The sequence below is a fragment of the Pseudomonas sp. UC 17F4 genome, from assembly GCF_900101695.1.
In the GTDB taxonomy this organism is placed as follows: domain Bacteria; phylum Pseudomonadota; class Gammaproteobacteria; order Pseudomonadales; family Pseudomonadaceae; genus Aquipseudomonas.
In genome coordinates this window covers 2,612,030-2,624,634 of sequence record NZ_FNKV01000001.1, presented here as the reverse complement: position 1 = coordinate 2,624,634, position 12,605 = coordinate 2,612,030, and the positions used below count along the sequence as shown (strand labels likewise).

Sequence of the window (12,605 nt, the reverse complement as noted above, 5' to 3'; positions counted from 1 at the left end):
CCTCGTCATTACAGCCCCTGAGCGTTTCCCCACCTGGTAGAGCCTGGCCCTCAGTGCCCACTGTTTCTGAGCTGCACTAAAAATGAAAACACGGGCATTCGCTCATTTTTTCAAATTCCCCTCAGGCCGGCCGGGGCCTTCAGAATTGCCACCTCGCTCAGGACGCCACAGCGTTCCCTGCAAACGCATGACATTTCTTTTCAAAACTTTGCACTCAATGCAATGGCGGATCACCGTCCAAGGCCCGCAGCAGGCCTGGGCTGGGGCCCCTATCGCACCACGACAGGGGTTTGCACTTTTTAGCGACGAAAAGCCCGTCGGCGGGAGGGGGATAAGTGATTTTCTGCCAATTTTTTTTCAGATACTCATGAATTTTCATTGGTAAGATAGAAAGGACAGTCGAAGCCAGTACCCAATGAGGTGATGTTTATGACCACAAAGCGGCAGCACTTTGTGCCTCAGGCATATTTAAAAGGCTTTTCTGAAGTCGAAGGGGAACCATTCATATGGGCGTATGACAAGCGCGAGGGCAGACGCCGAAAACGCGACTCTGTAAAAGCATTCGGGTACTTAGACTATTATTACGAACAAGAGACAGAATCCGGGGAGCGAGACTCTGACTCTATGGAGAAGACTCTATCCAGAACAGTTGACAACGAGCTACCTTCTCTAATAAAGAAGCTTAGGATAACCCCTGGAACCACGCCAAACATAACTGATGAGGAAAAAGGAAAACTCGCATATTTTATCGGCCTAACCCTGACCCGCGGCCCGAGTTTTAGAGATGGGATCAACAATCTATATTCACAAATAGCAAATATAGAAATTAGCCATCTTGCCCAGCACGACGAGCGTTTACGTAAAGCCCTGAGTGACAATTTAACTAAAGTAGAGGCCAAGCCATGGGTATCACTACGTCCAATGCTAGAAGTGGCGCACCAAGTCGCCCAGAGCATTCTAGGTAAGAACTGGCAATTCTTTCAAGCTGCTGACTCAGTTCCATTTCTCACTTCTGATAATCCGGTAGTCATTGGTGGAAAACAAATAGTTGGCCCATGCAGCCCTTTTGCAGAGCTATTGATACCTCTAAGAAAAGACCTGGCATTAGTCTGCACCCATCACGGCACAAAACCAATCGAAGCATTTAAGCAATCACCAATACAAACACGGCATTTCAACCGGGGCATCGTCAGAGCCGCCAAAGATCGAGTTTTTTCATGTACCAACTCTGATGCAATCGAGAGACTGGTAAAGAAATACTCATCCGACCACCAGCACATTACGATCTAATCAGCTAAAATCGGACACCTAGGAAACCCCAATGGATATAGAAAGCTTCAGCCTTTGCCTAAGCTATATGGAATTAATAAAACCCAAGAGCAACCATATAGATAAGATAATCCCAGTCGCAGGAACTCTTCTTGGTACTTTTTTTGGTTACGCGCTAAACCAATTTACGAGCAACCGGAAAGAAAGCAAAGCAGTGAAAAATAAGCTGCTGTGCTGCGATGAAGACATACAAAGACTAAAGCACGCACTTGACAAACTAATATGCGAATCAATTCGAATCATGGGCGAAATAAACCGCCACAGAAGACCAACCAGCCACCAACTACCAGCAAAGCTCAGTGCTTTTTATCTAAGCGAACATTTCATAGAGCTAGCTCATAAATTCAGCACCAATCAACGGTACTGGGTGCACTTATTGATTGAAAACTTAGATGAGATGAACTCCCACCTAGATATGATCATAAATGAAAAGTCTCACGACCTGTTTATACTTTCTGCAGAACTAGTTAGCACGGTGGGGCTGGCTGGAACAATGCATGCACTATGTCAGAGCTTTCAAGACGACAAGAAACAATTTAAGAATACTCCTGAAGAGCAGCTGGAAGCCTTGGGATTGAACCCTGAAGAAATTGCTATATTTACATCCCTATCTGAGAATGCTGAAGAAAACAATCGAACCCTTAAACTCTGAGAGAAAATCACATAGATATTTCTTTAAGCTGAGTAGACAAAACGATACTTTCGGATGCGCCGTCTATAAACTTCTCGGAATTATTTGGTAGTGGGCTTGACCCATGAGAGTGACTTGAAATTTCAGTGTTCATGCGTTCCACCAAGTCGATTAAATCGCACAGGACTCGCAAGACATTCACTTGTTCTGAGCCAAGCCATGTTTTAGGCGCAACGAGATGCTGGCTGACCTGAGACACGCTGCGGCGCAGACCTTGGATCTGTTCTCGCATATCCCCGCCCACCGTGGCGTTGTGCTTCTGGCCGATCACCAGGTTGTAGTCGCGGCCCGTGGCCTGGTGCAGATCATCCACGGCGGCCAGGCTGGCCGATCCGCCGGAAAGCAGCTTGAGCGCGCCCAGGGCTTCGATCTTCTTCACCCCACCCACTGACTCGGTCGAATGGTCGGCAACGTCCCTGGTGTGGCTCTGGAAGCTCTCTGTGTTGGCCATGGCCTCCACCTCGCGCTCGGTCGCCTTGTCCTGAATCTTTCCATCAGTCTGGCGCAGCCAGTTGCCGTCGGCATCGACACGCTGCTGGCAGGCTTCGCTGTGCTGCCATACCTGGTCACCTTTCGGCACCCGGGGCAGGCTCAGGCCGTGCGGCAGGATCTGCTGGATAAAGGGCTTGTGCGGCAGGCCGTAGGCGAAGCTGACCACCACGGTGGTGCCTTCCTCGGGGAAGCCGAACATGCCAGCTTCCTGGCCGCCCATGGGGGCCGGCAGCGGCAGGCTGTTGAACACCGGCAGGGCCGGGTCGGGCTCGCCGTCCGGTAGCAGTACCTGGACGTCCACGCCGAAGCGCGGGCGGAAGTCATCACACAGCCCGGGCGCCGCGGGCGCATCCGGCACCGCGACCACTCGACCGAAGCGCGGCAGGTGATAACCCCCGGTGATTTCGGGAAACTGGCGCTCTACTGCGCGCCGGATTGCATCTTCCATTTGATCGCCATCTGATTGCCGGCGAGCGCCACATGGGTGACACGCTCGCCCTGGTTGATTGTTGCACCTGGTCGCAGCCCGGGCAGGGCCGCAATCATCGCGCTCTGGTTGCCCTGGTAGCTGTCGAACAGCTCGGCGGGCAGCGGCAATGCAGGGCGGGCAGCAAAGAAACTGTCTGCCCAACTGCCCACAAAAACCTCGCCATCGCCTTGCTGTTGCCAGATGAAGTCGGGGATTTTGAACACCTGGGCCAGGCTTTCCATCGCTTGATAGCCGGCGGCCAGGCTGTAGAAAAACGGTGCCCTGGTCGTCGCATAAGGACGCTCGGGTACGCGGAACTTGAGGCCGGTGTGGCGGCCCACCTCCTCGAGCACGCCGCGCAGATCCACATGGCGCAGGTTCATCGGCAAGGGCTTGGCCAGGATCGCGGCCAGCTCGCGGCAGAACAGCACCTGCTGCACCGCGTTGGCCGCTGTGCAGCGCTCGATATAGCCGATGAAGTGGCGCTGCAGCGGCCTGTCGTTGTAGCCGACATCGAGCGTCACCAGCCCCTTCAGCGGTGCGCCGGCCTGGACGGTGAAAGTGGCCCGCCCGGGGTTGCGCAGCTCCAGCCGAACATCGGCCTGGACCAGGTCATACGAAACGCCGGCAACAGTCAGTACCTGGTGCAGTTTCATTTGTTGCCCCCAAGCCAGTCATCCACCTGTTTCAACGTCGCTTCAAAGCCGCTCAAGCCCTGGCCCCCGGCGCTGCCTTCGCCGCTGGCACCTTCGGCACCGCCGACCGCAGCCCCGGGCCCGGACTGCGCGGTAACGCCATTCTTGGGCCGGCGCTTCTCGACTTTTTCCGGGTTCGATTTCTTCTCGGTCAAACCGAACTGCACCCGCCAACATCGCAAAATGTCGTCTTCCCGGGCGCTGACCCCATCGGCGAACTGCACCAGGCGCATGCCGAAGGCGGCGGCGGTGTCGTTGACCACGCGATAGGTTTTCAGCTGGCCACCGCCTTCGGTGGCCTCGGCCAGGCGCATGAGCGAACGCAACCACGGGTGATCGACGTAGGGAATGGTCAGCGTAACGGTCAGGGTCTTGGGCTTGAAGCCCTTGTGTGCCGTCTCGGTGTTGCTGGTCTGCCCCGACAGGTCGTCGCTTTCAATCCGCATGTTGGCGGTGATCTTGAGGGTCTTGCCCTGGACCGCCTCGCCATCGAGCAGCAATCGACTCATAAGCCCACCAGTTCGCGAACAAAGCTCAGGCCCTTGTCAGAGCCGACCAGGAGAACGCCGGCGCTGGCCACCCATTCGTGCCCCGGGGGCTCGCTCTCCAGGAGCGCACGGCGCAGCTCGGCACTGCTGCCCGGGCCGATCATCCGCGCGCGGATGCTGGTATCTGCCTGGCCGTCCTTGAGCAGCGCCTGCAGGTCGGCCAGGGTCTGGTCGCGATCGCGCTGCTGTGCGGCCTTGCGGCTGGCCAGCGCGGCCAGATCCCCGATCGGCGAGCTGTCGGCCGCGTAGCTCTCCAGGACAGCGATCTGGCCAGCCATGGATTGCTGGGCGGCCTTAACCACGGTGCAGCGCTCCAGCGGCAAGGCTTGCCAGCGGGGCAGCGGGCCGGCGTTTGGTAATTCCCACTTTTCTGTTTCCAGCTTCGCCAAGTGGCGGGCCCGGCGCTCGGTGCGGACCAGCTCGGGTATCGGCATCAGCGCATTGAAGCGGGCCAGGCTCGCGGCCAGATGGTCATAACGGGTTGCCAGGAACAGCAGGCAAAGGGCGTGCTGCGGTCCTTGTGGCCGGCCTGAGTCGGTGGCATCAACCAATTTGCTGGCCAGCTCCTGGACAAGGTTGGGCGCAGACAGGAAACGCTGGTAGCCGCGGCCTTGGCCGATTCCGCTTTGGAACGGTGTCACCACCAGGCAGGCCGGCGCCTCGCCCAGTTGCTCGGCGAGTGCCTGGCGCCCGGCCTCGATCGCGCCCTGGGCGGCGGCCCCGACCGGCCCCGGATTGGTAGTGGCGATGCTCTGCAGCCCGGCCAGGCGTTGGCCGGTGCTGGCCAGCTCTTTGCCGGCGATGTCCTGGGCGGCGCCCAGCTGGTTCATCCATTGCGTGGCCTCGACTGGCCAGCGCATTTGTACCGGTGACCAGGTCATGCCGGCGCCGTCCATTTGATGGCCCGCATTGCGCGCAGTTTCTTGTCCTGGAGCGCTTGCGCCAGATCGCGCTTGAGGCGATCGGCGTGCTGCAAGGCGGTCTGTTTGAAGACGACCAGGTCCTGGTTCACCTGGTGCAGTTGCGCACTGGTGTGGGGCCGAAATTCCCGGGCACCGTCGTCGTCGATGCAGGCATACCCGCTATCCAGGCCGCTGAAAATCAGCCCAGTCAGGTTCACCTGGTCCTCCAGGCTGCTGCTGTAGCGGTGTGGCTCGCCCAGGGCATTGGAATAAAACCCGCTTTCAATGTACTGGGTGCAGCCGCTGTTGATCTCGTCCAACTTCTGCGGGTACAGCTTGGCCAGGATCGCCGCGTTGTCGTCCACCCACTGACCATTTTTCCAGACCTGGTCAGGTCCGGGCTGTTTCACGGTGTAGCCGGTGGGGATTGGCTCCATGCCTTCCAGGGTCAGCGGTTCGCCGGTGGTGATGCTGTAAACGACCAGCCCCTGGAAGTAGTCCACCACTTCCCAGGCTTCGCCGTTCCAGCGTGCGGCCTTGTGCTCGGGCACGGTCGGTGGCTCGGCCTCAACACAAGCGCCCGGAATGAGCCACACCCCAGGCTCCATCGGCGACGGGTCAGCCAGCGCAGGGCCTGCATACAGGCCGAGGTGATCGGTTTGGTAAACGGTCTTGGTGGTCATAGCGGCCTCAGTATTTGATGCAGTAAGGAAGCGCCACGTTGCGCGGTCTGGCTTCTACGCCCCCGTTGAGGGCGATTGCGACGGTGTGCGAGTGAACGCCGGCAGCGACGGAAGTGGTGCTGAAGGTGTGGGTGTGATCGCCGGCGACGGAAATAGCCCCGGCGGTCCACTCCGCTGCCGCACCAGGTGCAGTGATCGGCGGGTGAGCACCGGCAATGTCATAGCCGCCCATGTTGACGCTGTGGGTGTGGCTGCCGTTGCTTGAAGTCGAGCCGTTGACGGTGTGCGCGTGCCCGGGATCTGTCGAGACGGTGGCCGTGTGAGCGTGGCTCAGGTTCTGGCTGGCCTGAAACGAGCCGATTGGACGGCCAGCATCTACGTTGCGACCTTCGTCCAGACCACGAATGAACTCGCCCCGGAGGTCTGGCAGGTTGAACGTGCTGCTACCGTCACCTACCCCGTAGTGCGTGCCGATCCTTCCGAACAGACGCGCATAGGCGGTACGTGAAACCGCTGCACCGTTACACCGGAGCCAGCCCGCCGGTACCGAGCCCATCGCAAACGGGGCGATCATTCCCGGCGGTGCCGCTGCAAGCAGCTCACCCTCAAGGCCTGAAACCTGGGCAATGACGTGGGTGTGCGCCGCCGGCGCAACCGTCAGGTCTACGCTGACGTTTGAGGTTCCATCCATGGACACGGAGCCGGTGGCGCCGCCGGTGAAGGTGATAGTTCGTGGATATGTCCACCTGAACGCTGCTGCGGCGGTGCCGCCGATGTTGATGTTGTAGGCGCCTGACAAGCGAGCCACGGGCACTGTGCCCGCATTCAGATGGTTGGCGTTGAGGTTCGTAAGACCTTCACCGTTTCCGTAGTACTTCCCTGCGGTCCACACCCCAGATGAGGCGATCGCTGATCGAAGGGAACCATTCTGGAAAAGGTAGAGGCCTTCACCTACAGGGGTGGGCAGCCCTAGGGCGACTGGGTGCCTGGCGCGCAGCCAGGACATTCCGTAACTGCCGGTCGGTTCGTACGTCGCGCTTGCACCGCCGCCACAGTATCCGGGGCCGAGGCCCCACACACAGGCGCCCCAATCATCGCTGCCACCGTTACCGCCCCCATAGCCACCATTGATGCCCAGGTGAAAGCCCGTCTTCCCGGTAACAGTGCCGCCAGACAGAGGCAGCTTCGCATCCAGGGCAACCTGCAGGCCGGTGGTCTGCGCGATGGTATGGGTGTGCTTGGCCGGATCCACCGTGACAGCAATGCTGACATCTGCCGAGCCGTCGAACGTGGCACTACCGCTGGCACTGCCGGTAAGGCTGATCGTCCGGGCCGTGGCCAGCTTCGCAGCCCTGCCCGCGATCGAGGCGCCCGAAATAATCGCATTGATGGCGTTCTGCAGGATGGCGCGCACCGCCTGAACCATGGCCGTGGTCGGCAAAACCGCCTGGCTGTTGTTGTTCGCGTCATGGCTGATTGCGTTCGGGATGTTGCCCAGGTCCACGTCGTCCTTGGTGGTGGCCCGGGCACGGAGCTGCGGATAGTCGCCATTGCGGGCGGCAAAATGGCGCACCAGGTCGCCGGCGACGGGCTCGGTGGCGCGCAGGTCGGTAATGGTCGTCGTGTTGGGTAAGTCGGCCAGCGGCACCACATAGTGCTTGTTGCCGACGCTGTCCGTGTAGTCCACTTTGCTCGCACCGAACACCACGGAAAACGCGGCGACAACGTCGTTACCCTGGCGCTGCAGGTAGACGTCCATCCAGGCCTTTGTCGGCACGGCTGGAACGGTCACCGGCCACAAGGTCGGGCGGTCAATGCGGATGCCTTCGACGTAAGCCTGGCCGCTCTTGAGCTGGTACGCGGTACCGACTTTTTCCAGCTGGAACGCGCTGCCCAGGAAGGTCGCCCGACCGAACACGTCACGGTTGCTCAGGCGCTCACGCTCATCGATGCCGGCCAGGCGCACGGTGAAGTCGTGCTGCCAGGTCTTGGCGTCGATGGTGATCCCGGTTAGCTCCTGGGCGCCGTTGAACTCGACCAGGACGTTACGGGTAACGTTGTTGCCCAGCTGCAGCGGCGGGATGTTCTTGCGCTTCTGCTGCAGCGGCACGTATGCCACGGCGAACAGCACGCCCTCTGTCGTTTCCAGGCCCATCCAGTTCCAGTCGAAGTCGCCGATATCGCTGCCCAGCTGCGAGCTGTATACGACCTGGTTGGGGTTCACGTAGCCGGTGTTTTCAGCCGGAATCTGGTACGTGTAGACGATCTGGTTTGCCGGCGGCTTGGGCGCGGCCCGGTCGATCGGCTTTTTGGGGTCGAGCCCGGGCACGTTGGCAAAGATGAATTTCGCCATGATCAAGGCTTGTTTGCTGCCCTGCTTTTGGGCAATCAGGCTTTCGCCGGCGAGTGTGATTCTAGCCACGGCGGGCTCCTACAGACTGGCGACCAGCGTCTGCTGATCGTCGTTAAAGTCGGCTGCGAAAATTCGCAGGGTTAGCGGGGTGACGGTGACGAAGTCGTAGCGCCGGCAGGTGCGCCCGTACTGCTGGATCAGCACGCGCATCAGCTCGGGGTTCTGCGACAGCTGCGAGTCGGAGAGGGTCAACAGCACGACGTCCCAGTCTCGATCGGGCAAACGCTCCTCGATCTCGACATAACCCACGCCGAGGCGGTGCAGGATGCGCTTGAGGCCGGAGGTGCTGCCGGCGTCCTTGGCGTTGATGAAGGCGTGCTTGACCCGCAAGCGGTACAGGCTTTCCGGCTCGCCATTGAAGCGGCTGATATCGCGCTGCCAGGCCAGCAGATCGAGCACGGTTGCATGGCAGGTTTCCGCGTCCATCTGTTGGAGCGGCCAGTGCAGCCAGTTCTCCACCTTTTCCCACCAGGCCTGGGCGGATTCCTTGAGCTTGGCCAGCTCGGGGCCACCGAGCCAGAACGGCAGTTTCAGGCGGATCATGCGAGCACCACCTGCAGACTTTTGATTCGCGGGATGTTCAGTTGCGACACGATGTCGGTGTTGTCGAAGCGCAGCGACTCGATGTCGGCGAACTCCTGGTGCAGTTCTTCGCCCAGGCGGCTGAAGGAAAACCGCGATTGCGGATAGGTCAGCGTCGGCTGGTAGTCGCTGGCGGTGCTCTCGCGGAATGCGGCCCGGATGAACAGCGCGATACCGTCCTGTAGTGCCTGGCGCTTCTCGTCGGTCATGTTCGCCCTGGGCCAGATGGTCACGCGCAGGTCATGCAGCGTCTCGGGCATCACTTTGACCAGGAGGTCGTCGCCATGGCCATGATTGCCACCGTCGCGGACGTAGGCGTTGATCTGCTGCAGAAAGGTCGCCGCCGGCACGTCTGCATCAAACAGCACGTAGGCATTGGCGCTACCCGGGCCACGCGGGGCGCCGTGCTCGAAATACACGCCATCCGGTCGCACACCAGGAAAGGCCGCGATCATTGCCCGGTAGACGGCATCGGTGTGCCACTGGTTGACCGCGCTGAACTGGTTGCGGGTGCGCAGGCGCAGTTGGTCGTCCGGCTCAGGATCTGCACCTGGTGCAGTGATCCAGCCGTCAACGTTGACCACCTGGGCGATCCCCGGAATGGGTTCGACCAGGATGGCGTAATATCCGGGCGCCAGGTTGTAACCGCTGCCGACTTCCAGGGCTTCGACCGGGACCGCCACCTGCAGTAGGCCATCGGGGAACACCACGTCTTCAGTGGTCTTCAGCTGGTAGACGTGGCCGTTGATCGCGGCGGACTGCACCACCACGCCGGCGGGCATTTGCAGATCCCCGGCGGTGCTCTCCCGGGTGAACAGCAGCGTGCCCTGGGTCTTTGTGGCGCCCTTGCGCTCGATGTTCACGGCCCAGGCCAGCATATCCAGCCAGCTACCTTTGGCCGTCTTCACAAAGAAGTTGGGCAGCACGGTGTCGCTCAACAGCGCAATCATCCACAGCACCGGCTTTGTCACCAGGGCGGTGACCAGGCGCCAGAACGGCGAGTAAGCGCTGGTGTTGCTCAGTTTGCTGCCCTGGGCGGCCACCTCGGCCTCCCAGGCCTGGCGCAGGCCTGCTTCAGTCGTGGGAATGCCGGCATCGATCAGCGCCTGGCGAAAATCAACGTCACTCACAAAAACACCTCAATGTCGCCAAATTGCATGGTCTTGGCCGTGACCAGGTACACCCCGGGCCGGTCCAGAAAAATCCGCGCCGTGCCTGGCACCAGGCGTTCGTCGGCCTCCACCAACAGCTCCAGCTGCAGGATGCAGTCGGCCTGGCGTTGGCGGCTGCGCTCACCCAGCAGGGTTACCAGCAGGCCGCTCTCGCGGATCATGTGCGCGATGTCCTGGGCGATGCTGCCCCGGTCCTCGATCAGCCGCGGCTGACGCGAAGGGTCCAGCACCAGGTCGTTGCCCTCGATCAGCAGGTCTATGTATTCGCTCATCAGCCCACCGCCATGCTGACCATGTTTTCCAGCTCCAGCGGGGTCATAGGCTTGCTGGTGTGGATCTCCACCTTTTCCACCTGGATACGGCGGTCCTGGCTTTGGCTGTGGTTCTGGATGCTGCTCATCAGGCCGCCCTGCGGCACTGCCGCTGGCTTCACAGGTGAAAGGCTGGGTGCGGCCTGGGCCAGGCGCTCGCGGTTGCGCTCGACCTGGTCAACCGGGCTTTCTGCCAGCACCTGGACCGGCAGCGCTGGCATCGAAGCCAGGGCTTTGAGCGTTGGGCCGATCGCCTCAGGTTGTGCCGGTACCGACGCCGGCAGGTTGGCCAGCGGTGCCGGCGTCGGGGCTACCAGCTTCAATGCCGGCGCCGCCGGCACAGCAGGAGCCGGATTGGCAACCTGGGCAGGCAATGCCGCCACCGGTGGCGGCAAAAGCTTGAGCTGGGGTTGTTGCTCCATGGCCTTGGCCACCGGTGCCGGCGGCGTAGCGGCGACCGGCATAGGGGTTACCAGCGGCGCAGCGGGCTGCACCTGGGTCAGCGCCTTGGCTGCCGGCAGTGGCAGCGGATCGGCCATAGGCATAACGCCGACCGGCACAGCCTGGCCAGGGATCTCCGGCACCTGTGGCGGTTCTGGCAGCTCGCCAAAGCGGGTTTCAATGTTGACGCCCGGGATCTTGTTCAGCATCTCGATCAGGCCGTTGATTGCCTTTTGAAAGATCGACACGATGCCGTCCCAGGCCGACCTGGCCATGCCCATCCAACCGCCCATGGAGTCGAACCAGGCGCCCAGCGCCTGCACCTGGTCGGCCACCCACTGGAACGCGGCGGTGTTCACCAGGGCCGATACCAGCTGGTCCCAGTAGGCGACGACCGCGACCACTGCGGCGATCAGGGCGACGATGCCGACAATCACCAGGGCGACGGGGTTGGCCATCATCGCCGCGTTGACCAGCCAGATAGCGCCCTGCCAGAGCAGCATGGCGCCTTTGGCCAAGCCCATGACCGCGATCATGGCCAGGATGCGGGCGATAAACAGGCCGCCCTGGAGGGTGTGCGCGACGAACATGGCAATGCTCTTCCAGCCCGTCCAGGTGAACAGGGACCAGACCACGGTCGCGCCCATCCAAACCATTTTGCTGATACCGACGACCAGGGTTAGCGCGCTCATCGCGGCGGTTATCGCCAATGCAGCCAGAACGGCGATCCCGATCACACGGGTGATGTTCGGGAAAATCTGGGTCCAGCGCACCAGGGTTTTACCGATGCCCACCAGACGATCCATCAGCGGCTGAAGGATCGGAATCAACGCCTGGCCGAAGGCAATCCGCAAAGCCTGCACAGCGGCCCCGAACTGCTGCCATGGGTCTACCATGTCTTTGGCCATCTTCTCGGCCTGCTCCAGGCCCCTGACCTTGCCCAGTTGCTCGATGCCGTTTCGCAAGCGCCCGGTGTCCTTGGCCAGGGCGCCGATTACCTGGGCTCCCTCCCCGCCAAATGCTTCCACCAGTTTGTTGTTGGCAGCGGCATTGCCCAGGTCACCAAACTTGCCCTCCAGCTTGGCCAGGATGTCGAGCATGGGCAGCACCTTGCCGTTGGTATCGGTGAACTTCATGCCCAGCTTTTCCGAAGCGTTCTCGATGTTCTCGAAAAACGCCTTGTAGCGTCCGCCGGCATCGCCGCCTTCCATGGTGCTGGACAAGGTGCCGATCACCGCCATCTGCTCGGCCAGGTCCACGCCGGCAGCGGTGGCGATGGCACCCGCCTCCTTGAAGGCGTCTTTCATCGCCGCGCCGCTGCTACGGAACAGCTGGACCGCCAGGGCCGTCTGGCCGCCCAGGCGCTCGACCCACTCGCTTTTACCCATGGCGTCGGCCTGCTGTTTCTGCAGGTTGTAGAGCGTGCCGACGTATTCGCCCATGGTTTCGGTATCGGTCTTGGTGGCCTTGGCCAAGACGTTGCTGGTGTTGGTGAAGGTAGCCAGCTGCTCGCCGGCGAGCCCTTTAATGGCCCCTTCGATCAGGTAGGCCGAAGCAACAAAGGCCTGGGCGTTCTCGCCGTAGGCCACGGAAAACTCCAAGGACTTGCTGTTGAGGGCATCCAGGGCATCCTCGGCAACTCCCAGCGAGCGGACTTCGCCCAGGGCGCGGTTCATCTCCAGCGCTGGCTCCAGCGACCCGGAAATACCTGCAGCGGCGCCAATCAAGCCACCCAGGCCAAGGCCCATCTGCTTGATGTTGGCTTCGCCCTGGGCAGCCAGGTCGTTAAAGGTTGCCGAGATTTTGGCTGCCGGCGCCGTGACCTTGTCGGTCAAGCTCAGGATAAAATCCAGGCGGCTGGATGTGCTCGCGCTCAT

Annotated in this window: 12 protein-coding genes; 2 read left to right on the top strand and 10 right to left on the bottom strand. The window is 60.9% G+C overall.

Features of this window, described 5'->3' with window-relative positions:
- Window positions 1-429: 429 nt before the first annotated feature.
- Window positions 430-1,290 carry a DUF4238 domain-containing protein gene (locus BLR26_RS12225; RefSeq protein ID WP_176794238.1) on the top strand — a complete coding sequence of 287 codons (861 nt, stop codon included), beginning with the start codon at window positions 430-432 and terminating at the stop codon, window positions 1,288-1,290.
- Between the two features lie 31 nt (window positions 1,291-1,321).
- Window positions 1,322-1,981: a hypothetical protein gene (locus BLR26_RS12220; protein ID WP_093380894.1), complete on the top strand. Its 660-nt coding sequence runs from the start codon at window positions 1,322-1,324 to the stop codon at window positions 1,979-1,981.
- Window positions 1,982-1,988: 7 nt separating this feature from the next.
- Here the strand turns inward: BLR26_RS12220 and BLR26_RS12215 are convergent, their stop codons facing one another.
- From BLR26_RS12215 to BLR26_RS12170, 10 genes are read right to left on the bottom strand one after another with little or no spacing between them, the layout of a single operon-like run.
- The gene (locus BLR26_RS12215; RefSeq protein WP_093380891.1) at window positions 1,989-2,960 is read right to left on the bottom strand and encodes a hypothetical protein; all 972 of its coding nucleotides are present in this window, start codon (window positions 2,958-2,960) and stop codon (window positions 1,989-1,991) included.
- A complete protein-coding gene (locus BLR26_RS12210; protein ID WP_093380888.1) occupies window positions 2,933-3,637 on the bottom strand; it encodes a hypothetical protein in 705 nt (234 codons plus the stop codon). The genes BLR26_RS12215 and BLR26_RS12210 overlap by 28 nt, the downstream gene beginning before the upstream one ends.
- Window positions 3,634-4,185, bottom strand: a complete 552-nt coding sequence (locus tag BLR26_RS12205) for a baseplate complex protein (protein WP_093380885.1) — start codon at window positions 4,183-4,185, stop codon at window positions 3,634-3,636. The genes BLR26_RS12210 and BLR26_RS12205 overlap by 4 nt, the downstream gene beginning before the upstream one ends.
- Window positions 4,182-5,105 carry a hypothetical protein gene (locus BLR26_RS12200; protein WP_093387431.1) on the bottom strand — a complete coding sequence of 308 codons (924 nt, stop codon included), beginning with the start codon at window positions 5,103-5,105 and terminating at the stop codon, window positions 4,182-4,184. The genes BLR26_RS12205 and BLR26_RS12200 overlap by 4 nt, the downstream gene beginning before the upstream one ends.
- The gene (locus tag BLR26_RS12195; protein WP_093380883.1) at window positions 5,102-5,809 is read right to left on the bottom strand and encodes a DUF4376 domain-containing protein; all 708 of its coding nucleotides are present in this window, start codon (window positions 5,807-5,809) and stop codon (window positions 5,102-5,104) included. The genes BLR26_RS12200 and BLR26_RS12195 overlap by 4 nt, the downstream gene beginning before the upstream one ends.
- Before the next feature lie 7 nt (window positions 5,810-5,816).
- Entirely contained in the window at window positions 5,817-8,231 is a 2,415-nt protein-coding gene (locus BLR26_RS12190) for a phage tail-collar fiber domain-containing protein (protein WP_093380880.1), read from the bottom strand.
- Window positions 8,232-8,240: 9 nt separating this feature from the next.
- Window positions 8,241-8,765, bottom strand: a complete 525-nt coding sequence (locus tag BLR26_RS12185; RefSeq protein WP_093380878.1) for a phage tail protein — start codon at window positions 8,763-8,765, stop codon at window positions 8,241-8,243.
- Complete coding sequence (locus BLR26_RS12180; protein WP_093380875.1) at window positions 8,762-9,934, bottom strand: baseplate J/gp47 family protein; 1,173 nt, start codon at window positions 9,932-9,934, stop codon at window positions 8,762-8,764. The genes BLR26_RS12185 and BLR26_RS12180 overlap by 4 nt, the downstream gene beginning before the upstream one ends.
- A complete protein-coding gene (locus tag BLR26_RS12175) occupies window positions 9,931-10,248 on the bottom strand; it encodes a DUF2590 family protein (RefSeq protein WP_093380872.1) in 318 nt (105 codons plus the stop codon). The genes BLR26_RS12180 and BLR26_RS12175 overlap by 4 nt, the downstream gene beginning before the upstream one ends.
- The gene (locus tag BLR26_RS12170; RefSeq protein ID WP_093380869.1) at window positions 10,248-12,605 is read right to left on the bottom strand and encodes a phage tail tape measure protein; all 2,358 of its coding nucleotides are present in this window, start codon (window positions 12,603-12,605) and stop codon (window positions 10,248-10,250) included. Before BLR26_RS12170 ends, BLR26_RS12175 begins: the two co-directional genes overlap by 1 nt.